Genomic DNA, 25,648 nt, shown 5'->3' with positions numbered 1-25,648 from the left:
GCCCCTTTTCCGGTTAAAACTCCGGCTCTCCAGTTTACGTGGCCGGTACTACCACGCTCGATACGACGTCTACAACGCCTGCAGCAAGACGAGCGCCGTACCCGCCGAGGCGGCACACAGCACCGGCCAGTACCAGATGTGCCAATGCCGCCAATGCCCGATCGCCATGCCGATCGGGGCGAGGACGACCAGAGCCAGGGTGAGAACCGCCCATCCGGCCACGGTCGCCGCATCATCGGCCTGGTCGGGAGATGCGCCGCTGAAACCCAACGGAAAGATCGCGGCGAACGCCAGCAACACGGCGATCAGGCCGACGAGGGCCCATACGGCCCAACTGATCACCGACTCGACGACACTTGGCCGGCGCCGGACGGACGTTGTCGACGACGCTGACATGCAGGCAGCGTACGCCGATGCAGGGGCGCTACCCGGCACTTACGGCAGCGCCGGGTTGGCGTCGGCGGTGAGAATGTCGTCATCGCCCATCCAGTGCACCAGCCGGGCGAGCGGGTACATGGCGTCATGCGGGCCGCCCTCGACGTGACCGTTGGCGGTGCCCACCCGGCACACCCGCTGGCCGCCTGCGCCGGCCAGCGCATCGCGCAATTGGGCCTTGCGTTCGAAGGGATATACACCGATGGTCTGGGTCGCCACGTTGACGTAGCGGACCGCGTCGTCGAGCGAGGACACCATCACCACGTTGGAGATCTTGTTCGACGGATGAAAGTCCACGGGCTCGTCGGACAGCACCACCATGCCGCGGCCGTCGAAGCGGCCGAACACTTCAAGTTCGTCACCCATCGCACCCATCACCTCGACCTCGTCGCGGATGTCGGTGGGCGGTAGCGGCGCCACCGCCGATCCGAACACCCGGTCGACGCCCAGACGCGGCAACAGTTCGGCGCAGAACTGACGAGCCTGGGCCCGGTCGGTGGTCTCCAGGAAGACGAATCGGCTTGCCAGACAGGCCTCCTGGTTGAAGACGCAGGTGTCGGCCGCCACCCGTTCGGCGACGTCGGCGAGCACCTGGTCTGAGGCGAATACCTCACGCCCGATCATCGAGATCGACGACTTGGGGTCGAAGGACACCAGCTGGATACCAGGGCCCAGGTACTTGACGACGTTGTTGATCGCCGGTCCGCCACCCCAGGCCACAATCTTGTCGAAGTACTGCGGGCGGTAGATCGTCCGTTCGATCGTCTCATCGCCGCCGGCCCAGTAGACCGCCGACATCGATTGCACCACCGGATGGTTCGGGTCGATCTCGGCCATGGTCCGCAGTACGGCCACCGCGGTGAACGGATCCGACGAGGGCATCTTGAACAGACTGATGCCCTTGACCAACGCGCTCTGGGCAATCGACGCGACGCAGCCGGACGGGGCGTTACCGGCCAGCATGTGCACCACGCGGGGCGGGAAGGCCCGCACCGCGCCGGTGTTCCCGGCCGCATCGGTACGGCTCACCCAGCCGTCGAGCACGGCCGGATCGGCGAAGTTGGATTCGACTTGGGCCCACAGGCTGTCCCGGTTCAGCAGGGCCGGTGCGGCGCGGTAGAGGTTTTCCACCACTCGGCGTGGCAGCGGATTGGTCTCGGCCACCAGATCCAGGCAGCGCTGCATGTGCGGATTGCCATCGAGCCGCAGCCGTTCACCGGTCTCGACCAGAAAGTCGATGATCTCGGCCAGCGGCACGTTCAACAGCGGCGGCAATTCCGAGCGCGGGGTCACCAGCGCATCCAGTTCGATTGCGGGCGTGGCGAAGTCGACACCGAGGTCGCGGGAGCGGTGCCGCGAGGTGTCTCCCTCGACCAGCTCTCCGCGGATCACGAACGGCGCCGACAAGGCCACCGCGGCGCTCACGCCTCACCCCGCACGTAGGCTTCGATGTTGCCCGAGCAGGTGATCTTGTCCCCGCCCAGATCCGCATAGCGGGTGACGTCCGGACCGACGGTCGGCCCTTGGTGGCCGCAGTCGCAGGCCCCGAAATCGACATCGATGCGGTCACCTGAGATGACCCCACCCCAGCGGCCGTCCAGCGACAGATCGAAGAACGCCCCGCGCGCTTGCACCGGACCTGCGGAGGTATCGACGAGATTCTCGCCGGGTTCGTCCAACGGCAGCAACAGCACCCATGGTGGCACGTGGTAGCGGCCGGCCCGACACTTCGGGAACGGGGTGTTCAGCTCCTGCATGGAGTAGAAGTGGAACACCCGCTCGTCGGCGATGTTGAAGGTGTCGAAGATGAACTCCCGATAGTCCGGCGGCAGCGCGGCGCCTTTGAGGCCGCCGGCGACCAGCAGCCCGGTATCGTCTCGGAAGTCGTTACCGGAGAATCCTTTTGCCCGGACCCCCTGGGCAACCTCATACAGCGAGGCGAACATTCCGGTAAGGAGCAGCTGTCGGTCGCGACTGGCGATGAGCTCATCGACCGCGCCGGCGTTCGCGGCGTCCATCGCGCTCTGCCGCTCCGCGCTGGTGGTCTCGAACGCGGCGATCTCCGAAGGGCTGGCAATACCGGCGGCGATGTGGCGACGCAGTTCGATCATGTCCATGATCGAACCGACCGAAATGGGCTCCAGTGGCAGCTGATAGCTGTCAGCCTCGGTGGAGAACGCCTCCACCAGGGCGATCCGGGTGCGCTCGTTGCGCTCGACCTTGGTGCGCGGACCCAGACCGAACAGCTTGCGGCTGCCGTCGGCCGGTATGCCGGTTGACCAGGTCAATCCGGTGACATTCGATCTTGCCGCGACATCCAGATCGGATTCCGAGCAGGCGATCATGGCCGGTTTTCCGGTGGTACCACTGGAACAGCTCAGGTAGCAGCCGACGGACTCCAGCCGGGCAACGAATTCATCGAGCCCGGCGATCCCGTCAACTGCGATACCGGCCGGCTCACAGGTGGAGACAGTGCCGACCCATTTGGCCATCCGATCCCACCGGCCATCGGTCAGCCAGTTCTGCGCGTAGCTCTTGTAGGCGCCGTGCGCGAACAGCAGCGGCACAAGATCCTCGCGCTGGGCAACCTTGGTGATCTCCGCGGCCTGAGCGCGGTTGCGCAGCAACGGGATCTGGTCAACACGCTCGGAGAACCGCTCGTTCACCGCGTCAATCTGCAGCTGCTGCACGTCGTCGGGTGCGATGTCGTAACTGTCCGGTGCCGCCTGAAGGGCAAGTAGTTGGTCAATTGCGGCCATAGTGACTCCTGAAGGAAAGAATTAATAGCACCTAATGCGTTTCATTACATGTTACTATGTACTCATGTCCCAGAGTCCGTCAAGGCCCCGCGCGGGCCGGCCAACCCGGGAACAGGCCGAGCATCGACACCGTGAACTGCTCGACTGCGCCCTGGAAGTGTTCCTGGAGAACGGATTCGAGCGTTCCACCATCGAGTCCATCGCCGCGGCCGCCGGCATGGCCAAACGCACCATCTACAGCCTCTACCCTGACAAGGCCGCACTGTTCGAAGCTTCGGTACAACGTGCCGTGGACCGCTGGCTGGTACCCATCGAGACGCTGCGAGCAGCCGAGACCGACGATCTCGAGGAAACCCTGCTCGCCATCGGCCGGATCCGGTTGGCCGGGATCACCAGCCCCGCCGGCACCGCGCTGCAGCGCATCCTCAACGCGGAGGGCAACCGCTTCCCCCGACTGTTCCAGCTCGTGTACGAACAGGGCACCATGCCGGCGCTGACGTTCATCGCCGAGGTTCTCGCCCGCCATGCCGAGGCGGGAATCATCGAGATCGACGATCCCGCGGTGGTCGGGGGCGCGTTCTTGAGCATGGTGGTCGGCGGCCCCGCCACCGGCGCACTCTGGGGTGTGTCCTGGGATCCTGACGACCTGGACAAACGCATGCGGACCTTGGTGCGGCTGTTCCTCGACGGAGTACGACCGCGATGACGATGTGGTCGCTACTCGATGCCGTGACAGCCACCACGACCCTCGTGGTGGCCCAGCGATCTGCCCGAGCTCATGAAAGGCACACCATGGATCAAGACACGTACGACAAGGGATTGGCGATCCGCACCGCCGTCCTCGGCGAGGAGTATGTCCGCAAAGCGGCCGGGACCGTCGACGCCTTCTCCAAGCCGCTGCAGGACCTGGTCACCGAATACTGTTGGGGCGCAGTGTGGGGCCGCGAGGGCCTGGAACTGAAGACCCGCAGCATGCTGAACCTGGCGATGATCGCGGTGCTGAACCGGCCCAACGAATTGAGCACCCATATCCGGGGCGCGCTCACCAACGGCGTCACCCGCGAGGAGATCTGCGAGATCTTCCTGCAGGTCGGCATCTACGCGGGCATCCCGGCCGCGGTCGACAGCTTCCGGCTGGCCCGCGCCGTGTTCGCCGACCTCGACGAGATCCCGGCAGCCGATGAGTGAGCCGATCGGCTTCATCGGCCTGGGCAACATGGGCTTTCCCATGATGGAACGCCTGCTGACGGCGGGATTTCCGGTGGTGGCCTTCGACATGCGCGACGATGTTCTGGCCAAGGCGACCATGCTGGGCGCCTCGCGGGCCGGCTCCGTGCGCGACGTGGCCGACCGCACCGAGACGATATTGGCCAGCCTGCCGACCCCGCAGGTGTCCGAATCCGTGGTGGCCGACGTCGCGGCTGGGTACCGGGTCCGCCGCTTCGTCGACCTGTCCACGGTGGGCGGTGGGGCAGCACAACGCAATCAAGCAGTACTCGCCGCACAGGGTGTCGCCGCTCTGGACAGCCCGGTCAGCGGCGGGATGCATGGCGCCCAGGCCGGCACCCTGGCGCTGATGGTGTCCGGTCCGCGCGCCGAATTCGATGCGCTGAAGCCGATTTTCGATGTCCTGGGCCGGGCGATCTTCGTCTCCGAACAACCCGGCGCCGCACAGACCATGAAGCTGATCAACAACCTGATGGCCGCCACCACCCTGGCCGCGACGGCGGAGGTGATGGTGATGGGAGTCAAGGCCGGGCTCGACGCCGACGTGATGATCGACGTGCTCAACGCCGGATCCGGTGGCACACACGCCAGCCGGGACAAGTTCCCACGTGCGGTACTCCCCCGCACCTTCGACTACGGGTTCGCCACCGGCTTGATGGCCAAGGACGTGAGGCTGTACCTGGATGAGGCCACCTCGCTGGGCCTGCCGGTCGAGATGGCCCAGACCGTGCAACGGATCTGGGAGCAGACGCTTCGCACCGAAGGCGCAGAATCCGACTTCACGTCCGTCATCAAGCCGATGGAGCAGGCCGCGGGCGTCATCGTGGAGGGCGGCAACCGATGAGCATGGGTGGCAAGACCTAGTCGGCCTGGGTCCTGGCGTACGTGGTGTTGGCGTCCCGCACCGCCGACGCACTCTCGCAGCCCGGTGACCAGATCCTCACCGAACAGCTGAGGCGCAGCTGTCCGGCGTCGTCGTCAACCTCTCCTCCGAGGGCCATCGTCTCGGCGACGTCGATCTGGACGATCCCAACTGGCACCGCCGCGAATACGACACGTTCGCCGCCTACATCCTGCATGCCGTCGCGCTCGACCGACGACTTCGCGATCGGGGCATCCACGCGTTCGCCGTGCATCAGGGTATGGCCGCCACCAACCTGGCCCGGCACATGTCGCGGGAAGATGTGATCGCCGTCAGCGGACAGGCCCGCTCGCGCGCCAGGGGAGATTTCGGAATCCCTGTGCGCGACGGCTATTTCCTGAGAGGCGCGCGCAGGTCGTAGACCGTGTCCGAACCCACCTTGGTCGAGGCGAAGTTCGCCTTCACCCAGTCGGAGATGTCGGTGTGGGAATTGTTGCCGAAGAAGCCGCCGTGGTCGTTCTTGGACTCGGGCAGGATGTAGTAGGTGATCTTCCGGTCGGCGACGAAGGTCTGGAACTGGTCCAGCGTCGGCGCCGGATCACTTCCGGTGAAGCCGCCGATCGCCATTACCGCTGTGTCGGTGGACAATTCGAGTCCGGACGCAGCGCCGGACCGGTTGATGGCCGCCGACCATTCGGTATTGGTTCCCCGCAGCATCGCGTTCACCTCGGGATTGTCGGAGTTCCAACCGTGCCCGTGATCGTCGTCGGGATCGGCGGGTCCCACGCTCGGACCGCCCCCGGTGTGCGACTGGCCCAGGGTGGCCACGGTGTAGGCGGTGGATCCGGCCAGTCCGCCGATGATCGCCACTGCCAGTGCGGCGGCCGCCATTCCGCGGGTGCCCGAGCGCAACGCCCAGAGCAGCGCCGCGGTGGCCGTGACCGTCACCGCCAGGATCGACCACCGCAGCGGCGGCAGCCACGACGCATTGCGGGCCAGGATCCAGAAACTCCACGCCGCGGTGCCCAGAAGCATTGTCGCCAAACCGATCTGCCCCAGCCGGTCGTCGCGGCGCCGCCACATCTCGTGGAGGCCGATGGCGAACATCGCCGCGACGGCCGGTGCCAGCGACATGCAGTAGTACGGATGGACGTTGGTCTTCATGAAACTCAGCACCAGACCGTCGATCACGAGCCAGGTACCGAACAGGATGGCCCCGGCCCGCACGATGTCGGTGCGCGGTGCCCGGCCACGCGAGATCAGTACCAGGACCACCGCCAGCAATGCCGCGGGCACCAGCCAACCGATCTCGAAACCGAACTCGCCGGTGAACAGCCGCGGCAGGCCCTGGACCTGATCGCCCCAGCCGCCGTGGTGCTGCGGCGCTGCGGGGACCACGGGGTCGACGTCGACGTGGGTGCCGTAGTGGTTGTGGCCGAGAACGCGACCGAATCCGTTGTAGCCGAGCACCAGGTTCATGAAGTTGTTGTCGGTGGACCCGGCGAGGTACGGCCGCGACGAGGCGGGCCACACCAGGGTGAGCACCACGAACCATCCGGCCGAGACGAGAAACGCCCCGAGTGAGCCGACCAGGTGCAGCAGGCGCCGGCGCACCGGGACGGGCGCGGCGATCAGGTAGACCAGCCCGATGGCCGGCATCACCATCAGTCCCTCGAGCATCTTGGCCAGGAAGGCGAAACCGAGCGCGACGCCGGCCAGCGCCATCCAGCGGGCGCCGTTCTGCTCCAGTGCGCGCACCGCGCAGTAGGCGGCGGCCGTCATCAGCAACACCATGACCGCGTCGGGATTGTTGAACCGGAACATCAGCGCGGCCACCGGCATGAGGGCCAGCGCGGCGCCGGCCAGCAGCGCGGCGCGGGGCCCACTGATGCGGCGGACCGCACCGTGGAGCAGCGCGACCGAACCGACGGCCATCAACGCTTCGGGGATGAGCATGCTGGCGCTGCTGAACCCGAACAGTTGACCGGACAGGCCCATCACCCACTGCGACACCGGCGGCTTGTCCACGGTGATGAAGTTGGCCGGATCCAGCGACCCGAACAGCAGCGCCTCCCAGTTGAGCGAACCGGCCCAGGCCGAGGCCGCGTAGAACTGGTTGCCCATGCCGTTGACGGTGATGTTCCACAGGTAGGCCAGGGCGGTGGCCGTCAGCAGAGCGGGCAGCGCCAGGCGTTCGGCCCGGGAGAAATCCCATCGCACCGGCTGGGCGGCCTCGATCGGTGCCAGATCCGGGTCCGCCGCCGACGGTTGGTCAAGAGTCGATGTCACCACACAATTAAGGCGTGCCCAGATTTGACCGAGCTGAGTGCCAGCCGGGTAGTTCCTGCGTGGGGGGCGTTCGACGACTACTGACCCGGGTCGGGCGCCGTCGGGGTGCCGCCGACCAGGTCGTCCCAATGCCGCCGCACCGGTGCCCACCGCTCGTCGAACTCGGCGGCGCGCCGGCGGGCGCGCTCCAGCCGCTTCGGGCCGTACCGCCGGCGCGCCCACGGCGAAGTCGGCCTGGCCAGCCGCACCGCGGCCACCCAGGCCACGGGCGACACGAACAGGCCGATCAACGCGGTCGGGTACTTGCCCTTGAGCGCGACCACCGCGACCACCAGGAAGTGCAGCAGCAGGGCCACCACGGCCGTGTAGCGCAAGGCGGCCACCCCGGCGGGCAATTCATCGGTGTGGATGGGAGACACCCCGGCGGCGGCCAAGCCCACGCAAGCCCCGGCCAGCGTGACGATGTTGACCGACAGCTGGCCCTCCTGGCTCCAGTACACGTCCTGCAGCCGGAAGATCATCGCGAACTCGTCTAGCACCAGTGAGGCTCCGACACCCACGAGGAGCGCCGCCAGATAGGCCCAGCCCGACAACGGCGGGCAACCCACCGCGGTGAAGGCACCACCGATCAGCAGGATGATGCCGGGTGTCGAGTGGTGCATGTGCACACCGCCCGCACTGACGTTGTGGAACGGCCCTCTGCCGTCACGGATCAGCCGCGTGATGGTGCGGGTGGTCAAGAACGTCACCACGAAGGCCACGAAACTCAGCAGCAGTGGCCCCTTGTAGCCGTCCACCACGTCGTGTTGCCACCAGGCGCCCAGCCAGTTCACCGCCGGATCCTATCGACTCAGAGCGAATCGACGAACAGCTTGTGAATACGGCGGTCCCCGGTCATCTCGGGGTGAAACGACGTCGCCAGCATCGAACCCTGACGCACCGCGACGATATGGTCGGCCGCGCGCGCCAGCACCTTGACGTCCGCACCGACCCGCTCGACCCACGGCGCCCGGATGAAGACCGCATGCACCGGGGTGTCCAGTCCCTCGAAGTCGATGTCCCCTTCGAAGGAATCGACCTGACGACCAAAGGCGTTGCGCCGCACCGTCATATCGATTCCGGCCAGAGGAACGGCCTCCCGCCCGACGGTGCCGGCGTCCTTGATCTCGGTGGCCAGCAGGATCATGCCTGCGCACGAGCCGTAGCAGGGCAACCCCGCGGCGATGCGCGCGCGCAGCGGTTCGAGCAGTTCGAATTCGCGCAGCAGATGGCTCATCGCGGTGGATTCCCCACCGGGGATCACCAGGGCGTCGACCGCGTCGAGCTCGGAAAGCCGCCGCACCGTGCCCGCCTCGGCGCCCGCCTCACGCAGAGCGGCCAGATGCTCGCGAGTGTCACCCTGCAACGCGAGCACCCCCACGCGGGGGCTCACGTGCCTTCCGCCGGCGTCAAGTCGCGCTTGAAGCGGGTCAGTCCCTCTTGCATCACTGCAGCCACCATCTCGCCGTAGCGGTTGAAGATCTTGCCCTGGGTCAGCGAACGCCCGCCACACGCCGAGGGCGAGGACTGGTCGTAGAGCAGCCACTCGTCGGCCCGGAACGGCCGCATGAACCACATGGCGTGGTCCAGCGACGCCACCATCAGTTGCTTGCGCACGTCGAGGTGGTTGACCTGGGCCGAGCCCAGCAGGGTCAGATCGCTCATGTAGGCCAGCGCGCAGATGTGCAGCACGTGATCGTCGGGCAACGGGTCGCGGTGGCGGAACCACACCTGCTGCTGAGAAGCCTTGCCGGGAATCCGCGCCACCAGGTCCCGCGGCACGATCCGGACGTCCCATTCGGCGAACTGGGCGAACCCGGCATCGTCGAACGCTCCCCCGGACCGGAATCCGGGTAGGTCGTCGGGCCCGGGAGCCTCGGGCATCACGTCCTGATGCTCGATGCCGGTCTGGTCGGTCTGGAACGACGCCGACATCGTGAAGATCGTCTCGCCGTGCTGGATCGCGCTCACCCGGCGGGTGCAGAACGAGCCTCCGTCCCGGATGCGCTCGACGATGTACACCGACGGCGCCCGGGCATCGCCAGGGCGGAGGAAGTAGCCGTGCAGGGAGTGCACCTGGAACGTCGGCTCCACCGTGCGCACCGCCGAAACGAGGGACTGACCGGCGACGTGGCCGCCGAAGGTCCGCTGCAGGAAACCCGACTCCGGGCTGAACACCCCACCGCGATAGATGTTGACCTCGAGCTGCTCCAGATCGAGGATCTCTTCAATCGCCATACGAGGTGTTTACCAGCCGCGCTCAGCGAGCCGGTGCGGCTGGGCGATCTCCTCGACATTGATACCGACCATGGCCTCACCCAGACCGCGCGACACCTTGGCCAACACGTCGGGATCGTCGTAGAACGTGGTGGCCTTCACGATCGCCGCGGCGCGCTGCGCCGGGTTGCCCGACTTGAAGATGCCCGAACCCACGAACACGCCTTCGGCGCCGAGCTGCATCATCATCGCCGCATCGGCAGGGGTCGCGATGCCGCCCGCGGTGAACAGCGTGACGGGCAGCTTGCCTGCCCGGGCGACCTCGGCCACCAGGTCATACGGCGCCTGCAGTTCCTTGGCCGCGACGTACAGCTCGTCGGTGCTCAGCGAGGTGAGCCGACGGATCTCGCCGCCGATCTTGCGCATGTGGGTGGTCGCGTTGGAGACGTCGCCGGTGCCGGCCTCACCCTTGGAGCGGATCATCGCCGCGCCCTCGGTGATCCGGCGCAGGGCCTCGCCGAGGTTGGTGGCACCGCACACGAACGGCACGGTGAACTTCCACTTGTCGATGTGGTTGGTGTAATCGGCCGGGGTGAGCACCTCGGACTCGTCGATGTAATCCACACCCAGGCTCTGCAGGATCTGCGCCTCGACGAAATGCCCGATGCGCGCCTTGGCCATGACCGGGATGGTGACCGCGGAGATGATGCCCTCGATCATGTCGGGATCACTCATCCGCGACACCCCGCCCTGGGCACGGATGTCGGCGGGGACGCGCTCCAGCGCCATGACAGCAACGGCACCCGCGCCCTCGGCGATCTTCGCCTGTTCCGGGGTGACGACATCCATGATCACGCCGCCCTTGAGCATCTCAGCCATCCCGCGCTTCACGCGCGCGGTGCCGGTCTGGTTGCTAGAGCCATTCTGCGCCGCGGTATCCACTGCAATCTCCTCCAAAGTCCTACTGATTCAGTCTAGTGGAGCCGCCAAATCCATTAAATCCGCATCACCGGATGGCTTGCAGCTCGCGATTCGCAGATCCCTGCGTATTCGCCAGCGTCGCTGCGGGCTGCTCGGCCAGTTCGTTGGCCTGAGCCAGCAGCTCACCCAGTTGAAGCGGATACACGGCCTCCCCGCCGGCAACCAACTCGGCGATCATTCTCGCATCGCACCATCGGTGCCCGTGAATGTAGTGCCGTTCCAGGGTCGTGCGACCCGTCGCCGACGGCTCGAACCGGGCGGTGCGGTGGATGAAGAAGTACTCCTCGCTGCGGATCACCGAGGCGTTGAAGTCGATGACGGCATCGCGCCGCCACACCGGCCCGACGAGGTCGGCGGGTGCCGCCTGCAACCCGGTCTCCTCAACGAGCTCGCGCACCGCGGCGGCCGCCAGATCCTCACCAGGCTGGACCGCGCCCCCGACGGTGAACCACCACCGCGGCGCGGGCCGGTCCGGGTTGTCGATCGCGGGGTCGGAGCCGCGCAGCAGCAACACCGCGCCGGTCTCGTCGAGCAGCACCACACGTGCCGAGGTCCGGCGGCTCACCGGGTTGACCTCGGCTTGCGAATCCGGCCGTTCGACGATCTCGAAATAGGTTGGCAGTGCCGCGGTTCCGCCCAGCCGCAGCAGCCGCACAAAGCGACGTTCCCGCAGGGCCAGGGTGTCGCGGACGGCGTCGTTGTGGAAGCGCCGGGCCAGCAGCACGCGGGCTTCGGCATCGGCGAGTTCGGCGACCAGCGGCACCGGCAGCCCGGCCGGATCGACGAGGGCCAGTGCGGCCGACAGGTCGTTCTCGGCGGCTTCACGCGCCGAACGGGGAGCCCGCTCGGCGACGTCCGCCAGCGCTGCGAGGCGTTTACCCGCCGGAGCACCCGCGTAGGCGTCGACGGCGACGGCACGGGCGACGACGGCCCGGCGGGCCAGTGCACTGTCGAGCGCCTGCCAGGACAGGTCGTAGCGCACGTGGAGCCGGTCGAGCCGGTTGGCGGTCTGGTAGGCCCATCCTCCGATGAGAAGGAGGACCACCAGCAGGGCCAGTGCGGTGATCACCAACCAGGTAGGCACGTCTAGTCACCCACCTGAACTTTGATGCCGGCGCTGGCCACGGTCTCGTACACCCGCATGATCTGCCCGGCCACCACCGACCAGTCGTAACGGGCGACCCGCTCGGTGGCCTGGTCGATGTACCGCTCGCGCAGCGCGTCGTCGTCGAGCACCTCGATCAGCGCGTCGGCCAGGGCGTCGGCGTCGCCGACCGGAACCAGCCGGCCGGCCTGCCCCTGATCGAGAACGCGGCTGAAGGCGTCCAATTCACTGGCCACCACGGCGGTTCGGGCCGCCATCGCCTCGACCAGCACGATGCCGAAGCTCTCGCCGCCGAGGTTGGGTGCGCAGTAGACGTCGGCGCTGCGCATGGCCGCGGCCTTGGCGTCGTCGTCGACCTGCCCCAGGAAACGAAGGTGTCCGGCGAGCTCGCCGGCCTCCTCCCGCAGCGCGTCCTCATCGCCGCGGCCCACGATCAGTATCTCGATGTCGGGGAACCGCCGCGCCAGCTTCGGGAGGGCACCCAGCAGTACCGCCATGCCCTTTCGGGGTTCGTCGAACCGGCCGAGGAACAGCACGGTGCGGCCGGGTCGCGGATACCCTTCCAGCCGAGGCGCATTCGCGAACGACGGTACGTCGACACCGTTGGGTATCTCGACCGCATCCGAGCCGAGCGCCTCCATCTGCCAGCGCCGAGCCAGGTCCGACACCGCGATGCGGCCGACGATCTTCTCGTGGAACGGGCGCAGGATTCCCTGAAACACACTGAGCGTCAACGACTTTGTCGTCGAGGTGTGAAAGGTCGCCACGATCGGCCCCTCGGCGGCCTGCAGCGCCAGCATGGACAGGCTGGGCGCATTGGGCTCATGCAGGTGCAGTACATCGAACTCGCCCTCGGCGATCCACTTCTTCACCTTGCGGTGGGTGGCCGGGCCGAACCGCAGCCGGGCCACCGAGCCGTTGTACGGAATCGGGACGGCCTTGCCGCCCGACACCACGTATTCAGGCAACTTCACATGCGGCGACGACGGCGCCAGGACGCTGACGTGATGCCCGCCCGCGCGCATCACCTCGGCCAGTTGCAGCACATGGGATTGCACACCGCCCGGCACATCGAACGAATACGGGCAGACCATCCCGATACGCATGGCCTCAGGTACCTAACCGGGCACGACGTTCGGCGGACAGGTCGGCCAGCCACTGCGGCTGCAGCATGTGCCAGTCAGCCGGGTGCGCGGCGATGTTCGCCGCGAACCGGTCGGCCAATTGCTGGATCACCACGGACACGTCCCCCGACGAGGTGTCGAGTGCGTCGAAGATCTCGACCACACAGTCGTCCCCGTCATAGTGGACATGCGCCGGATGAAGCGGTGCACCGGTTTCGATCGCCAACTTGGCCGGGCCGGCGGGCATCCGGGTAGGTTCGCCGAAGAAGCCGACCTCCACACCGTTGCGGGTGAGGTCCCGGTCGGCCATCAGGCAGACGAACATGTTGTCCCGCAACCGGTCCGAAAGCACCTCGAACGGCGGACGCTCACCGCCCGACAACGGGAATACCTCGAATCCCAGGCTCTCGCGGTAGTCGATGAAACGCCGGTACAGCGATTCGGGTTTGAGCCGCTCGGCGACGGTGGCGAAGGTGCCGAACTGCTGGGCCAGCCACACCCCGGCCATGTCCCAGTTACCGCTGTGCGGGAGCGCCAGCACCGCGCCGCGGCCCGCCTCGCGAGCGGCCCGCAGCTTGTCCGCGCCGACGAACACCTCGTCGAGACGCTTGGCCACAGCAGTCAGATCCATCGACGGCAACCGGAACGCCTCCCGCCAGTACCGGGCGTACGAGGCCAGTGAAGCACGCATCAGGTCGTCTGGCACCTCGGCCGGGGGCACCCCGATCACCCGGGCCAGGTTCTTGCGCAACTGCTGGGGCCCACCGCCACGGGAGGCATAGAAGGCACCCGCGTCGAACAGGTTGCGCGCCACCAGCTCCGGCATCGCACGGACCAGCTGCCAGCCTGCCGCATAACCCAGATCGGTCACCTGTCCCGACAGCGGAATGTTCACGAGGCTCCCGGGGGTTGCAGCAGGTCCATGGCGCCCGGAGAGGTGCGCACCGCATGTATCCGCTGCGCCACGGTGATGACGCTGGCCACCGCCAACAGCCATGCCGCGACGTGCAGCAGCCATGGAATGTGCAGGAATGGCACACCCGAGAGCCCCGCGCCGACCAGCACGATCACCAGGCGCTCCGGGCGCTCGATGATGCCGCCGTCGCCACGCAACCCGCTGGCCTCGGCGCGAGCCTTGATGTACGAGATGACCTGTGAGGTGACCAGGCAGATGAGGATCGCGACCACCAGCGTCGGGTTGTCCAGGCCGAACGCCGCCCACCACAGCAGGCCGGCGAAGATGGCGCCGTCGGCTATGCGGTCACACGCCGCGTCCAGTACGGCGCCGAACCGGGTACCGCCGCCGCGTTCCCGGGCCATCGCCCCGTCGAGCATGTCGGCGAGCACGAAGACGAACACGGCGAACGCGCCCCACCACAACTGACCCATCGGGAAGAGGGTCAACGCGGCGGTGACGGTCCCGGCGGTGCCGACGATGGTGACGATGTCGGGAGTCAGGCCCGCGCGCAGTGCCGCCTTGGCCACCGGCCGCGACAGCTTGGCGTAGGCCGCCCTGCTCATCAGGAAGAGGTTGCTCACGGCTGGCGGGCCCATTCCGTGGCCAGCAGCTCCCGGGTCTCGCTCAGCAGCTGCGGAATGACCTTGGCGCCACCGATGATCGTGATGAAGTTCGCGTCGCCGCCCCAGCGCGGGACCACGTGCATGTGCAGGTGCTCGGCCAGCGATCCGCCGGCCGAGATGCCGAGGTTCAGGCCGACGTTGAACCCGTGCGGACGCGAGACGGCCTTGATGACGCGGATCGCCTTCTGCGTGAACGCCATCAGCTCAGCGCTCTCGGCTTCGGTCAGGTCCTCCAGCTCGGACACCCGGCGGTAGGGCACGACCATGAGATGGCCCGGGTTGTACGGGTAGAGGTTGAGCACGGCGTACACGAGTTCGCCGCGGGCCACCATGAGCCCGTCCTCGTCGGACATCTCGGGGATGTCGGTGAACGGCTGCGACGAACCGGCCGAGCCGATCTTGTTGTCGCTCTTGACCGCATCGACGATGTAGCTCATCCGGTGCGGTGTCCACAACCGCTGCAGATGGTCCGGCTCGCCCACGCCGTGGTCGATGATGGATCGCTCATCCCCCGTCATTCGCTTACCCGTCGGTTCTTCGCGCGAGCGCTCATCACAAGCCCACCGGTACCAGGTCCGCCGTCGGCACCGCGTTGTTGCGCTCGGCGATCCACTTCACGATCGCCTCGACGGCCTCATCGCGCGGGACACCGTTGATCTGGGTGCGGTCACCGAACCGGAAGCTCACCGCGCCTGCCTCGATGTCCTTGTCACCGGCCAGCAGCATGAACGGCACCTTCTGGTTGGTGTGGTTGACGATCTTCTTCGCCATCCGGTCGTCGCTGCCGTCGACCTCGACCCGCACGCCGCGCGACTTCAGTTGCGCGGCAACGTCGTACAGGTAGTCCAGGTGCGCGTCGGCGACCGGGATACCGACCACCTGCACCGGTGCCAGCCAAGCCGGGAACGCGCCCGCGTAGTGCTCGGTGAGCACTCCGAAGAACCGTTCGATCGAGCCGAACAGGGCACGGTGGATCAGCACCGGGCGCTGCCTGCTGCCGTCGGCGGCGGTGTACTCCAGCTCGAAGCGGTCGGGCATGTTGAAATCCAGCTGGATCGTCGACATCTGCCAGTTGCGGCCCAGCGCGTCCTTGACCTGGACGGAGATCTTGGGTCCGTAGAACGCCGCGCCGCCCGGATCGGGCACCAGGTCCAGGCCCGAGGCTTCGGCGACCGACCGCAGGGTCTCGGTGGCCTCGTCCCACATCTCGTCGGAGCCCACGTACTTGTCCGGATCCTTGGTGGACAGCTCCAGGTAGTAGTCGTCCAGGCCGTAGTCCGAGAGCAGGTCGAGCACGAACTGCAGCAGCGAGGTCAGCTCGTCGCGCATCTGCTCACGCGTGGTGTAGATGTGCGCGTCGTCCTGGGTCATGCCGCGCACGCGGGTCAGCCCGTGCACCACACCGGACTTCTCGTAGCGGTACACCGAGCCGAACTCGAAGAGCCGCAACGGGAGTTCGCGGTACGAGCGGCCCCGCGCCCGGTAGATCAGGTGGTGCATGGGGCAGTTCATCGGCTTGAGGTAGTAGTCCTGCCCGGGCTTGCGCACCGTGCCGTCATCGTTGTACTCGGCGTCGATGTGCATTGGCGGGTACATGCCGTCGGCGTACCACTCCAGGTGGCCCGAGGTGATGTAAAGGTGTTCCTTGGTGATGTGCGGGGTGTTGACGAACTCGTAGCCGGCCTCGGAATGCTTGCGCCGCGAGTAGTCCTCGAGTTCCTTGCGGATGACGCCACCCTTGGGGTGGAACACCGGCAGGCCGGAGCCGAGCTCGTCGGGGAAGCTGAAGAGGTCCAGCTCGACGCCGAGTTTGCGGTGGTCGCGGCGCTGCGCCTCCTCGATGAGCTCGAGGTGCTTGTCGAGCGCCTCCTGCGACTCCCAGGCCGTGCCGTAGACGCGCTGCAAGCTGGCGTTGTTCTGGTCGCCGCGCCAGTAGGCCGCGCTGCTACGGGTCAGCTTGAACGCCGGGATGTACTTGGTGGTCGGGATGTGCGGGCCGCGGCACAGGTCACCCCAGACCCGCTCCTTGGTGCGGGCGTTGAGGTTGTCGTAGGCGGTGAGCTCGTCGCCACCGACCTCCATCACGTCCGGGTCGCCGGACTTGTCGTCGACCAGCTCGAGCTTGTAGGGCTCGCCGGCCAGTTCCTCGCGCGCCTGATCCTTGGATTCGTAGACGCGCCGGGAGAACAGCTGACCGTCCTTGACGATCTTCTGCATCCGCTTTTCGAGCTTTTGCAGATCCTCCGGGGTGAACGGCTCCGCGACGTCGAAGTCGTAGTAGAAGCCGTCGGCGATCGGCGGCCCGATACCCAGCTTGGCCTGCGGGAACATGTCCTGCACGGCCTGGGCCAGCACGTGGGCACACGAGTGCCGGATCACGCTGCGGCCGTCCTCGGTGTTGGCGGCCACCGGCGTCACCTCGACATCGGTGTCGGGGGCCCAGGAAAGATCGCGAAGGCGCCCGTCGGCGTCACGCACCACGACGATCGCGTCTGGGGTTCCGCGACTGGGCAGATCCGCCTCGCGCACCGCCGCGCCGGCGGTAGTCCCGGCCGCGACCCGGATCGGGGCAGCGGGGGCTGGGCTGGGGGCGGCGCTCATCGGGGAGTCTCCTACCATGCGAGGGCTAGTGCGAACGCTGTCATGCTATCGGTGGGCCTGATCAGGACCCCAGCCCGATAGGGCTCTTGAGCCACTGTTGCTCCAGCCCGACCAGTCCGGCGCTCCACCCGATCACTCCGAAAAGCCACAGCGTGCCGATCACCACCAGTCCGGTGAACGCCGCGCTGACCCCTTTGACCGCGATGTGCTGGCGGTCGAACCAGGCCATCACGGCGTCATAGCGGGCCCGGACGTAGCGCAGCGCCCGCTTGGCGAAGTCGAATTCGCTGGCCAGGATCGCCAACCCGAGGAAGACGATCGCCCAGCCGGGACCGGGGTACGGGATGGCCACGATGCCGACCGCCAGCACGATGGTGCCGACGACGCCGACGACGATCCGGTAGGTGAAGTCGGCGGCCCGGCGCGAGCGCAGCCGTTCCCGCCAACTCGTCCAGCGCCGCTTCATCTCGGCAAGGTTGGTCGCCAGACTCATGGCTGCCCCGGCTTGAGCCGGACGAACAACGCCTCGGCATCGGCGAGCACGTCGCCGCCGTCGAGCAGGCGGCCCTCGACGAAGATCTTGCGTCCCTCGATGCGGTCGATGCCGGCCCGCACCTGTAAGTCCTTGTCGATCGGGGCGATCTTGCGGTAGTTGACATGCAGATACGCGGTGCGCTGATACATGCTGCCGGTCAGTTTGGCCGCTGTGTAGCCCAGCAGCGAATCGAACAGCAGCGCCAGCGAGCCGCCGTGTACCGCACCGTTGCGACCGAGGTGAAACCGCCGGAAGTGGGCGGTCCCGGCGATCCGGCCGTCGGCGGTCCGTTCCAGATGCACCGGCACGTTGTTGACGTTGCCACGGTTGGGCAGGTCCATTCGCCGTCCGGACGGTGAATTCCACTCGTCGGCTTCGTACGGAGCCAGCAGCGCCGACACTTTCTGGATCAGGTCAGCTGCCTCGGTGATGACCTCGTCGGGGGCGTCGGCACTGCGTGCGTGGTCCTGCAGGGTGCGCACCGCTTCGATGAAACGGCCGTAATCCGGCCCACCGCGATCGGTGGGTTCGGGCGGATTGAACCCACCGCCGGGGTGCGTGTCGGCGGTGTCGATTTCTGGGGCCACACCGCCACCGTATTAGTGCCATGGTGGTGAGGTGAAACTGCACGACCTGGCGCAGCGCTCGTTGACCTATCCGGAGGTGGGCGCCACGGCCGGCGAACTGCCCGCGGGGTATCGCCACATCCGGGCCTCGGCGCCGATCGGCACCGGCCGCGACCGCTTCGAGCGGGCCGGTGCGGAGGTGCTGCGGTGGGGCATGCAGCGCGGCGCGGGCCTGCGGGTGCAGGCCACCGCTGAGGCCGCGGCGGTGGGCACCGAGCTGGTGGTCCGGATCGGTCCCGTTCCGGCGCCGTGCCGGGTGGTCTATGTGCTCGACGAAGCCGACCGCCGCGGCTTCGCCTACGGCACGCTGGCCGGCCATCCCGAATCGGGCGAGGAGTTGTTCTCGGTGCGCTACGACCCGGCGACGGACACGGTGCATGCCGAGGTGGTCGCGTTCTCCCGGCCGGCAACCTGGTGGAGCCGGTTGGGCGGGCCGGTGACGCGGTTGCTCCAGCGGGTGGTGACGCGCCGCTATCTCACCGGCATCTGAAGTGCCCGGGGTCTGTCCGCGCTTCATCTGGCGGACGTCCGAAGCAGGGTTGGTGTGCACCTGACGGTGCGAGATTGCAGCGATGACCGATGTCGCGTTGAGCTCGCCCACTGATGAACACAGCCGCACCGGGTTGTCGGCCGATGCACTGCGCCGCGCCATCGCCGACCACCTGAGGTATTCGATCGGCCGCCCGGCCTCGGTGTTGACCCCCGAGCACTACTACCGGGCGCTGTCGCTGGCCGTTCGCGACCGCATGCAACAGCGGTGGATCGCCAGCACCCAGGCCTTCATCGACCTGTCCCGCAAGGTGACCTGCTATCTGTCGGCCGAGTTCCTGATGGGCCCGCAGCTCGGGAACAACCTGCTCAACCTGCAGATCGAATCGGCCGCCCGAGAGGCGCTCGCCGCGTTGGGTCAGGACCTCGACGAAGTCCTCACCTGCGAACAGGAGCCCGGGCTGGGCAATGGCGGCCTGGGCCGCCTTGCGGCCTGCTATCTCGACTCGCTGGCCACCCTGGAGCGGCCGGCGATCGGCTACGGCATCCGTTACGAGTTCGGCCTCTTCGACCAGGAGATCCGCGACGGCTGGCAGGTGGAGAAGACCGACAACTGGCTGGTGAACGGGAACCCTTGGGAAATCGCAAAACCCGACGTGAACTACCGGGTGAATTGGGGCGGGCACACCGAGCCGTACCGGGACGCGGCGGACGTCTACCGGGTGCGGTGGGTGCCGCAACGCACGATCAAGGGCGTCTCCTACGACACCCCGATCCAGGGTTACGGCGTCAACACCTGCAACACGCTGACACTGTGGAGCGCGCGAGCCGTCGAATCCTTCGCCCTGGACGCGTTCAACACCGGGGACCACTACCGCGCGGTCGAGGACGAGGTCACCTCCGAGACGGTGACCAAGGTGCTCTACCCCAACGACGAACCCGAAGCCGGCAAACGGTTGCGGCTGTTGCAGCAGTACTTCTTCGTGTCCTGCTCTCTGCAGGACATTCTGCACATCCTGGAGGACCTCGCCTGCCTTCCCGTCACCGCCCTGGCCGACCAGTTCGCGTTGCAGCTCAACGACACTCACCCCTCGATCGGTGTGGCCGAGCTGATGCGCCTGCTCATCGACGAGCGACAGCTCGGCTGGGACGAGGCCTGGGCGATCACGGTCGCGGCCTTCGGCTACACCAACCACACCCTGCTGCCGGAGGCGCTGGAGACCTGGCCGCTGGCGTTGTTCGCCGAGTCCCTCCCCCGGCATCTGGAGATCATCTACGAGATCAACCGGCGCTTCCTCGAGGAGGTCCGGACCGCGTTCCCCGGTGACGAGGACCGGGTCAGGCGGATGTCGCTGATCGGCGAGGAGGGCGGCAAGACCGTGCGGATGGCGCACCTGGCCACCGTGGGCAGCCATGCCGTCAACGGTGTCGCGGCGCTGCACTCCGAGCTACTCAAATCCAGTGTGCTCAAGGACTTCTACGAGTTGTGGCCGCAACGATTCTCGAACAAGACCAACGGGGTGACGCCGCGCCGGTTCGTGGCCCTGTCCAATCCGGGCCTTCGGGGCCTGCTCGACGAGACCGTGGGTGACGGCTGGCTGACCGATCTCAACCGGTTGCGCGAGCTGGAACCGTTCGCCGACGACGCGGTGTTCCGAGCCCGCTGGCGGGCGGTGAAGCGCGCGAACAAGGTACGACTGTCCGGTTTCGTGCGCGCCACCACCGGCGTCGAACTCGATCCGGACTGGTTGTTCGATGTGCAGGTCAAGCGCATCCACGAGTACAAGCGTCAGCACCTCAACGTCCTGCACATCATCGCGCTGTACCACCGGCTCAAGCAGGACCCGGGGCTGACCATTCCCCCGCGCGCGTTCATCTTCGGCGGCAAGGCGGCTCCCGGCTACTTTATGGCCAAACGAATCATCAAGCTGATCAACGCCGTCGGCGAGACCGTCAACGCCGATCCCGATGTCAACCGGTTCCTCAAGGTGGCGTTCGTCCCGGACTTCAACGTGCAGAATGCGGAGTTCATCTACCCGGCGGCCGATCTGTCCGAACAGGTCTCCACGGCGGGCAAGGAAGCCTCCGGCACCGGGAACATGAAGTTCATGCTCAACGGCGCCCTGACCATCGGCACCCTCGACGGAGCCAACGTCGAGATGCGTGACGAAGTGGGACCGGAGAACTTCTTCCTGTTCGGTCTGACCGAGTCCGAGGTCGAGGCGGTCAAGGCCGGCGGGTACCGGCCTGCCGACTACATCGCGGCCGACGCTGAACTGTCCGCTGTGCTCGACCTGATCTCGGCCGGCCGGTTCTCCCGGGGCGACACCGAGGTGTTCCGGCCGATCGTCGACACCCTGCGCTACACCGATCCGTTCCTGGTGCTGGCCGACTACGCGTCGTACATGCAATGCCAGCAACGGGTTTCGGAGGCATGGCAGAAGGCCGATGGGTGGACGCGAATGTCGATCCTCAACACCGCCCGCAGCGGCAAGTTCTCGTCGGACCGCGCGATCACCGAGTACTGCGACGACATCTGGGGTGTGGGTCCCGTCAACGTGCGGGTGTGACTAGCCTCACCCGTATGTCTTATCGGGTGATTCAGTGGGGCACCGGCGCGGTCGGGGTCGAGACGCTGGCGGCGACGTTGGACGACCGTCCCGACCTCGAGCTGGTCGGGGTGCGGGTGTACTCCGACGCCAAGGACGGCGCCGACGTCGGTGAACTACTGGGCCGGGCGCCGATCGGCGTGCGTGCCACCACCGATGTGCAGACCATCCTCGATCTGGAGGCGGACTGCGTCGTCTACACCCCGCGGATCACGAATCTGGATGACGTGTGCGCGCTTCTGGCCGGCGGCAAGAACGTGGTGACGACGGCGTTCCTGTTCCACCCGCGCCGGCTGCCCGAGGCCGACCGCGAGCGGCTGCTGGCGGCCTGCACCGCGGGCGGGACGACGGTGCACGGCAGCGGTCTGAACCCCGGAAACCTGTCGGGCGCCCTGCCTTTGGTGCTGTCCGGGATGAGCCGGCGGATCGACAAGATCACCCTGCAGGAGCGCGCCGACTGGTCGGACTACGACAGCACGCACATCACCTTCGACAACATGTCGTTCGGCCGGCCCATGGACGAGATCCGTGTCGACGCATCCGAATTCCTGGCGTTCAACAACGAGCTGTTCACCGAACAGGTGTGGCTGCTGGCCGACGCGCTGGGCGCTGACATCGACGAGGTGATCTCGACCGTGGAGGCGGTCGCCGCCCGCCACGACCATCAGATCTTCGACCATCTGCTGGCTGCGGGAACCACTGCCGGGCAGCGGTGGAACTGGGTGGGAGTGCGTGACGGCGAACCACTCGTCGAGATCGAGACCCTGTGGACGGTGGGCAACGAGTACCCCGATCACTGGCCGAGGCCCAAGCACGGCTGGACGCTGACCATCGAGGGTGATCCGTCGATGCAGACCCACTTCTTCAGCCTGGCCAGCTTCGCCCGCGAGGCAACGATGGCCGAGCACGTGCGGGCGGCCAACGTCGCCACGGCGATGCAGGTCCTCAACGCGGTGCCCGAGGTGTGTGACGCCGAGCCCGGGTTCGCCACGCTCGCGACACTGCCACTGATCCGCAGCCACACCGGGTTCCGGCGGTAGCGACTACCTGACGACGGCCGAGCTGGGTTCCCGCGGCGCGCCCAGCATGCCGCGGTGCGACGGCGGCACCCGTCCGCCTTCGTCGGTGATGCCGTAGCGGGTCGCCAGTTCGGCACCGATCACGGTGTGCCCGGACAGCTGCGCCAGCTCCGGATCCCGGTACAGCGCGTCGATCAGATACCCGGTGAACTCCGGGGTTTCGGCGTGCTCCGCGGTCTTGGCGAGGGCGTCGGGGTGCCCGGCGAACGCGGCCTTGAATTTCTCGGTCAGCAGGATGCCCATCCAGATGGACACCGTCGACACCCCCGTGTCGGCGAAGTCGACCGCCATGTCCGCGGCCAGTTTGTCCACCCCGGCCTTCTGCGCGCCGTAGGCCGGACCGTGCATGTAGCAGACCGATCCGGGCGACGAGGTGAACGCGATCAGGCCACGTTCACCGGCCAGCAGCAGCGGCGCGGCATACCAGGACGCCACGTAGGCCGAGCGCAACCCCACATCCAGCACATCGGCCAGCTCGATGGGTTTCTCCCAGAAGGGTTTCGGGTTGACCAGGTCGTCGTGGACCGCCGCGGCGTTGTTGACCAGAAGGTCCAGCCGGCCCTCCTGCTCGCCGATGCGCTCGAACAGCGCGGCCACGGCTGCGTCGTCGGAGTGGTCGAGTGGGACGGCGATGCCGCCCTCCCCCGGATCGGTCACCGTTCGTCCGGTGACATACACCCGCCAACCAGAGGCGAGCAGGGCCGCGGCGATCCCGCGGCCCGCGCCGCGGCTCGCCCCGGTGACGACGGCGATCGGGGTATCCACGGGTATCAACCTTAGGCGAGCCGGGCCCTCACCAGGGTCGGGACACCACCGGAATGAGCACGGCCGGTGAATCTCTCGCGCAATGTCGACTCGGCGTATGCGGTACGGAACAAGCCGCGCTCCTGCAGCAGCGGCACCACCTCGTCGACGAAGATCTCCAGACCGTCGGGGAACACATCGGGCATCAGGTTGAATCCGTCGGCCGCGCCGGCCAGGAACCATCGCTCGATGGTGTCGGCGACGTCGACCGGTGACCCGACGATGACGCGGTGGCCTGCCCCGCTGAATTCACGCACGGCCTGCCGCAGCGTCAGTTCGCGGCTCTCGATCAATCGCACGACCGATTCCCGGAATCCCAGTGATGCACCGAATTTCGCCGGATCGGCGACCTCTCCCAGGAGATGTGCGGGTACCGGTTCGTCCAGCGGATAGTCGGCCAAGTCCTCGCCGAGCACCTGCGACAGCCGCTCCAGGTCGTGACCGGGCGGCAGCAGGGCATTCTGGTCGGAGAACCGCCGCTCGGCCTCGGCCCTGGTGCTGCCGATCGTGGTGATCAGGCCGGGCAGGATCTTGACGTCATGCCGCCGCCGCCCGTACGCCACCGCGACGTCCTTCACATACCGGTAGTGGTCGATCCCGGCGCCCAGGTCGAGTTCGGCGCTGAAAACCGCATCGCCGACGCGACCGGCGAGCTCGCGCCCCTGAGGTGATCCACCGGCCTGCACCAGCAGCGGATAGCCCTGTGGCGACGGCCCCTGCGGAAGTCCCCCCACCACGGTGAAGAACTCGCCCTGGTGATCGATTCCGCGACCGCTGGGGTCTGCGGCATCGCGCCACAGCGCACGGACCACGTCGACGAATTCAGCGGCCCGCCGGTACCTGACATGTCGATCCGGATAGTCGGCGAGGCCGAAGTTCGCGCCGGCCGGAACCGAGTACGTGGTGACGATGTTCCAGGCCAGGCGACCCCCGGAGAGCCGGTCGAGGGTGAGCAGACGATGGGCCAGCTCGACCGGGTCGTTGAACGTGGAGGACAACGTCCCGATCAGGCCCAGGTGCTCGGTCTCGGCGGCCACCGATGCCAGGATGACGCTCGGCTCAAGTGCCTGCGACGGACGCAGTGCGGGATGCTCACGCAACGCCGGTCCGTCGGCCAGGAACAACGCGTCCAGTTTTCCCCGCTCGGCGAGCTTCGCCATCCGAACGTAGTAACCGGGGTCTGCGAACGCCGTGGGCGGCTCGCTGGTGCGCCGCCATGCGCCGGTGTGGATACCGAGGTTGAGCACGTTCACGTTCAGGATCAGCTGACCTGCACGGGTCACAGTCGTCCTCCCGGGTTGGGCACGGCCTCGAACACCGTCGGATTGCGGGTGAGGTCGGGCGCCACGGGTACCGGCACACCGAGTTGCTCCCGCAATGTCCCGGTCCCCCGATCGCCCAGCAGGCCCCGCTTGCGGGCGGCCGGCAGGACCTCGTGCAGGACGTGGTCCAACTCGGACGGGTCCAGCCTCAGCAGGACCCCGGATACCTTGGTGTGGCCGGCGATCCGCTCGAGCGCGGCGTCGATCGAGCCGGCCGATCTCAGCCGCACCACCACCTTGCCGGTCGCCGGGATCGGGTCACCGTCCTCCACGATGAGGTGGTCGGCAGCACCTGCGACACTGTCGCGAGCGAATCCGGCCTGCCGCCACACCGGGAGATCGCCCTGCACCGACCCGGGCACATTGAGCGGACCGGCGATGTCATATGCGTTGTGCACGTCGGCCCGCCGGATTCTCGACACGTCGGAGAACACCCCCGTATCCAGATCCCCCACCACCGAGTCCAGCGGCCAGGTTCGCCACAGCGCCCGCACCGCGACGACGGCGTCGTCGGTGTGCGCCGCGTCGAGGTCGGCACCGGTCCAGGTGTCGGTGTTGGCGTTGAGCGCGATGCTGTGGTCGAAGTCCAGCGCCAGCCAGCCGACCCGGCCGTGTGCGGCGTGATCCACCGAAACCAGCCTCCGGGCCAGGTTGTACGGGTGATCCCGGTGTGCGGCAGCCGCGACCACCAACCCGAGATGGCTGGTGTGCCGCGCCGCGATCGTGGCCAGCAGGGACGGGTCGAGGCCTTCTACCGTGACGTCGTTGGCCTCACCGCGGTCGGCACCGATCACCCAGTACGACACCCCGGCCGCCTCCAGCCTCCCGGCCAGTCCGGCGATACCGGCAACCCCGACATCGAGCCGGTCGAGACCGTCGCCGGCCACCTCAACCCCAACTGTGAGTGATGCCCCCATGAGCACCACAGTGATCCATTGACCCTCGCAGGACAACGGTTGCGATC

The 25,648-nt window shown here is 67.3% G+C and carries 25 protein-coding genes and 1 pseudogene; 7 read left to right on the top strand and 19 right to left on the bottom strand.

Features of this window, described 5'->3' with window-relative positions; all coding sequences use genetic code 11:
* Positions 1-69: 69 nt before the first annotated feature.
* From EH231_RS04180 to EH231_RS04170, 3 genes are read right to left on the bottom strand one after another with little or no spacing between them, the layout of a single operon-like run.
* The gene (locus EH231_RS04180; protein ID WP_090425427.1) at positions 70-396 is read right to left on the bottom strand and encodes a hypothetical protein; all 327 of its coding nucleotides are present in this window, start codon (positions 394-396) and stop codon (positions 70-72) included.
* 39 nt (positions 397-435) lie between these two features.
* On the bottom strand, positions 436-1,860 hold the full coding sequence (locus EH231_RS04175; RefSeq protein ID WP_124711938.1) for an acyl-CoA reductase: 1,425 nt from the start codon (positions 1,858-1,860) through the stop codon (positions 436-438).
* Positions 1,857-3,194 carry a long-chain-fatty-acid--protein ligase gene (locus EH231_RS04170; RefSeq protein WP_124711937.1) on the bottom strand — a complete coding sequence of 446 codons (1,338 nt, stop codon included), beginning with the start codon at positions 3,192-3,194 and terminating at the stop codon, positions 1,857-1,859. The genes EH231_RS04175 and EH231_RS04170 overlap by 4 nt, the downstream gene beginning before the upstream one ends.
* A gap of 64 nt (positions 3,195-3,258) precedes the next feature.
* On the opposite strand from EH231_RS04170, the gene EH231_RS04165 reads away from it, so the two are divergent.
* From EH231_RS04165 to EH231_RS34190, 4 genes and pseudogenes are all read left to right on the top strand, one after another.
* Positions 3,259-3,900, top strand: coding sequence for a TetR/AcrR family transcriptional regulator (locus EH231_RS04165; protein ID WP_164480765.1), 642 nt, complete (start codon positions 3,259-3,261; stop codon positions 3,898-3,900).
* 86 nt (positions 3,901-3,986) lie between these two features.
* Complete coding sequence (locus EH231_RS04160) at positions 3,987-4,382, top strand: carboxymuconolactone decarboxylase family protein (RefSeq protein ID WP_090425424.1); 396 nt, start codon at positions 3,987-3,989, stop codon at positions 4,380-4,382.
* The gene (locus EH231_RS04155; protein ID WP_124711936.1) at positions 4,375-5,265 is read left to right on the top strand and encodes an NAD(P)-dependent oxidoreductase; all 891 of its coding nucleotides are present in this window, start codon (positions 4,375-4,377) and stop codon (positions 5,263-5,265) included. Before EH231_RS04160 ends, EH231_RS04155 begins: the two co-directional genes overlap by 8 nt.
* A gap of 130 nt (positions 5,266-5,395) precedes the next feature.
* A pseudogene (locus EH231_RS34190) lies at positions 5,396-5,644 on the top strand (SDR family NAD(P)-dependent oxidoreductase); the annotation flags it as partial.
* A gap of 29 nt (positions 5,645-5,673) precedes the next feature.
* On the opposite strand, the gene EH231_RS04145 reads toward EH231_RS34190, so the two are convergent.
* From EH231_RS04145 to EH231_RS04085, 13 genes are all read right to left on the bottom strand, one after another.
* A complete protein-coding gene (locus tag EH231_RS04145; protein WP_409542602.1) occupies positions 5,674-7,575 on the bottom strand; it encodes an ArnT family glycosyltransferase in 1,902 nt (633 codons plus the stop codon).
* 74 nt (positions 7,576-7,649) lie between these two features.
* Positions 7,650-8,405, bottom strand: a complete 756-nt coding sequence (locus tag EH231_RS04140; RefSeq protein WP_090425422.1) for a hypothetical protein — start codon at positions 8,403-8,405, stop codon at positions 7,650-7,652.
* Between the two features lie 17 nt (positions 8,406-8,422).
* Complete coding sequence (pdxT, locus tag EH231_RS04135; protein WP_044518020.1) at positions 8,423-9,004, bottom strand: pyridoxal 5'-phosphate synthase glutaminase subunit PdxT; 582 nt, start codon at positions 9,002-9,004, stop codon at positions 8,423-8,425.
* Complete coding sequence (gene tesB / locus EH231_RS04130; protein WP_090425421.1) at positions 9,001-9,849, bottom strand: acyl-CoA thioesterase II; 849 nt, start codon at positions 9,847-9,849, stop codon at positions 9,001-9,003. Before tesB ends, pdxT begins: the two co-directional genes overlap by 4 nt.
* Before the next feature lie 9 nt (positions 9,850-9,858).
* The gene (gene pdxS / locus EH231_RS04125) at positions 9,859-10,770 is read right to left on the bottom strand and encodes a pyridoxal 5'-phosphate synthase lyase subunit PdxS (RefSeq protein ID WP_090425420.1); all 912 of its coding nucleotides are present in this window, start codon (positions 10,768-10,770) and stop codon (positions 9,859-9,861) included.
* A 64-nt stretch (positions 10,771-10,834) separates the two neighbouring features.
* Positions 10,835-11,893, bottom strand: coding sequence for an NUDIX hydrolase (locus EH231_RS04120; protein WP_090425419.1), 1,059 nt, complete (start codon positions 11,891-11,893; stop codon positions 10,835-10,837).
* 2 nt (positions 11,894-11,895) lie between these two features.
* On the bottom strand, positions 11,896-13,020 hold the full coding sequence (locus EH231_RS04115; RefSeq protein WP_124711934.1) for a glycosyltransferase family 4 protein: 1,125 nt from the start codon (positions 13,018-13,020) through the stop codon (positions 11,896-11,898).
* 4 nt (positions 13,021-13,024) lie between these two features.
* Positions 13,025-13,864 carry a phosphatidylinositol mannoside acyltransferase gene (locus EH231_RS04110; protein WP_241178119.1) on the bottom strand — a complete coding sequence of 280 codons (840 nt, stop codon included), beginning with the start codon at positions 13,862-13,864 and terminating at the stop codon, positions 13,025-13,027.
* A gap of 65 nt (positions 13,865-13,929) precedes the next feature.
* Positions 13,930-14,577 (bottom strand): phosphatidylinositol phosphate synthase, encoded by a 648-nt coding sequence (gene pgsA / locus EH231_RS04105; RefSeq protein ID WP_090426177.1) that lies wholly within the window; start codon positions 14,575-14,577, stop codon positions 13,930-13,932.
* On the bottom strand, positions 14,574-15,137 hold the full coding sequence (locus EH231_RS04100; protein ID WP_090425416.1) for an ATP adenylyltransferase: 564 nt from the start codon (positions 15,135-15,137) through the stop codon (positions 14,574-14,576). Before EH231_RS04100 ends, pgsA begins: the two co-directional genes overlap by 4 nt.
* Positions 15,138-15,171: 34 nt before the next feature.
* Positions 15,172-17,220: a threonine--tRNA ligase gene (thrS, locus tag EH231_RS04095; protein WP_090425415.1), complete on the bottom strand. Its 2,049-nt coding sequence runs from the start codon at positions 17,218-17,220 to the stop codon at positions 15,172-15,174.
* 61 nt (positions 17,221-17,281) lie between these two features.
* Positions 17,282-17,713: a TIGR02611 family protein gene (locus tag EH231_RS04090; RefSeq protein WP_124711932.1), complete on the bottom strand. Its 432-nt coding sequence runs from the start codon at positions 17,711-17,713 to the stop codon at positions 17,282-17,284.
* Positions 17,710-18,342 carry a PaaI family thioesterase gene (locus tag EH231_RS04085; RefSeq protein WP_090425414.1) on the bottom strand — a complete coding sequence of 211 codons (633 nt, stop codon included), beginning with the start codon at positions 18,340-18,342 and terminating at the stop codon, positions 17,710-17,712. Before EH231_RS04085 ends, EH231_RS04090 begins: the two co-directional genes overlap by 4 nt.
* Positions 18,343-18,373: 31 nt before the next feature.
* On the opposite strand from EH231_RS04085, the gene EH231_RS04080 reads away from it, so the two are divergent.
* From EH231_RS04080 to EH231_RS04070, 3 genes are all read left to right on the top strand, one after another.
* Positions 18,374-18,871, top strand: a complete 498-nt coding sequence (locus EH231_RS04080) for a DUF1990 domain-containing protein (protein ID WP_124711931.1) — start codon at positions 18,374-18,376, stop codon at positions 18,869-18,871.
* An 82-nt stretch (positions 18,872-18,953) separates the two neighbouring features.
* A complete protein-coding gene (locus tag EH231_RS04075) occupies positions 18,954-21,440 on the top strand; it encodes a glycogen/starch/alpha-glucan phosphorylase (protein ID WP_124711930.1) in 2,487 nt (828 codons plus the stop codon).
* A 14-nt stretch (positions 21,441-21,454) separates the two neighbouring features.
* Positions 21,455-22,519, top strand: coding sequence for an NAD(P)H-dependent amine dehydrogenase family protein (locus tag EH231_RS04070; RefSeq protein ID WP_124711929.1), 1,065 nt, complete (start codon positions 21,455-21,457; stop codon positions 22,517-22,519).
* A 3-nt stretch (positions 22,520-22,522) separates the two neighbouring features.
* Here the strand turns inward: EH231_RS04070 and EH231_RS04065 are convergent, their stop codons facing one another.
* From EH231_RS04065 to EH231_RS04055, 3 genes are read right to left on the bottom strand one after another with little or no spacing between them, the layout of a single operon-like run.
* Complete coding sequence (locus EH231_RS04065) at positions 22,523-23,323, bottom strand: SDR family NAD(P)-dependent oxidoreductase (RefSeq protein ID WP_090425410.1); 801 nt, start codon at positions 23,321-23,323, stop codon at positions 22,523-22,525.
* An 11-nt stretch (positions 23,324-23,334) separates the two neighbouring features.
* On the bottom strand, positions 23,335-24,609 hold the full coding sequence (locus tag EH231_RS04060; RefSeq protein WP_090426174.1) for an NtaA/DmoA family FMN-dependent monooxygenase: 1,275 nt from the start codon (positions 24,607-24,609) through the stop codon (positions 23,335-23,337).
* Positions 24,610-24,641: 32 nt separating this feature from the next.
* Entirely contained in the window at positions 24,642-25,601 is a 960-nt protein-coding gene (locus EH231_RS04055) for an LLM class flavin-dependent oxidoreductase (protein ID WP_124711928.1), read from the bottom strand.
* Positions 25,602-25,648 lie beyond the last annotated feature (47 nt).

This window comes from Mycolicibacterium nivoides (genome assembly GCF_003855255.1).
Taxonomy (GTDB): domain Bacteria; phylum Actinomycetota; class Actinomycetes; order Mycobacteriales; family Mycobacteriaceae; genus Mycobacterium; species Mycobacterium nivoides.
The sequence above is the reverse complement of the archived record's forward strand: the minus strand, read 5'-3'. Positions and strand labels throughout refer to the sequence as shown.

Bases quoted from the DNA above. Each gene is read 5' to 3' on its own strand.
- EH231_RS04070 (WP_124711929.1), top strand. From the start codon at position 21,455: ATGTCTTATCGGGTGATTCAGTGGGGCACCGGCGCGGTCGGGGTCGAG.
- EH231_RS04100 (WP_090425416.1), bottom strand. From the start codon at position 15,137: ATGACGGGGGATGAGCGATCCATCATCGACCACGGCGTGGGCGAGCCG.
- EH231_RS04165 (WP_164480765.1), top strand. From the start codon at position 3,259: ATGTCCCAGAGTCCGTCAAGGCCCCGCGCGGGCCGGCCAACCCGGGAA.
- EH231_RS04180 (WP_090425427.1), bottom strand. From the start codon at position 396: ATGTCAGCGTCGTCGACAACGTCCGTCCGGCGCCGGCCAAGTGTCGTC.
- EH231_RS04160 (WP_090425424.1), top strand. From the start codon at position 3,987: ATGGATCAAGACACGTACGACAAGGGATTGGCGATCCGCACCGCCGTC.
- thrS (WP_090425415.1), bottom strand. From the start codon at position 17,220: ATGAGCGCCGCCCCCAGCCCAGCCCCCGCTGCCCCGATCCGGGTCGCG.
- EH231_RS04155 (WP_124711936.1), top strand. From the start codon at position 4,375: ATGAGTGAGCCGATCGGCTTCATCGGCCTGGGCAACATGGGCTTTCCC.
- EH231_RS04115 (WP_124711934.1), bottom strand. From the start codon at position 13,020: ATGCGTATCGGGATGGTCTGCCCGTATTCGTTCGATGTGCCGGGCGGT.
- EH231_RS04075 (WP_124711930.1), top strand. From the start codon at position 18,954: ATGACCGATGTCGCGTTGAGCTCGCCCACTGATGAACACAGCCGCACC.
- EH231_RS04170 (WP_124711937.1), bottom strand. From the start codon at position 3,194: ATGGCCGCAATTGACCAACTACTTGCCCTTCAGGCGGCACCGGACAGT.
- EH231_RS04055 (WP_124711928.1), bottom strand. From the start codon at position 25,601: ATGGGGGCATCACTCACAGTTGGGGTTGAGGTGGCCGGCGACGGTCTC.
- EH231_RS04110 (WP_241178119.1), bottom strand. From the start codon at position 13,864: ATGCCGGAGCTGGTGGCGCGCAACCTGTTCGACGCGGGTGCCTTCTAT.
- tesB (WP_090425421.1), bottom strand. From the start codon at position 9,849: ATGGCGATTGAAGAGATCCTCGATCTGGAGCAGCTCGAGGTCAACATC.
- EH231_RS04090 (WP_124711932.1), bottom strand. From the start codon at position 17,713: ATGAGTCTGGCGACCAACCTTGCCGAGATGAAGCGGCGCTGGACGAGT.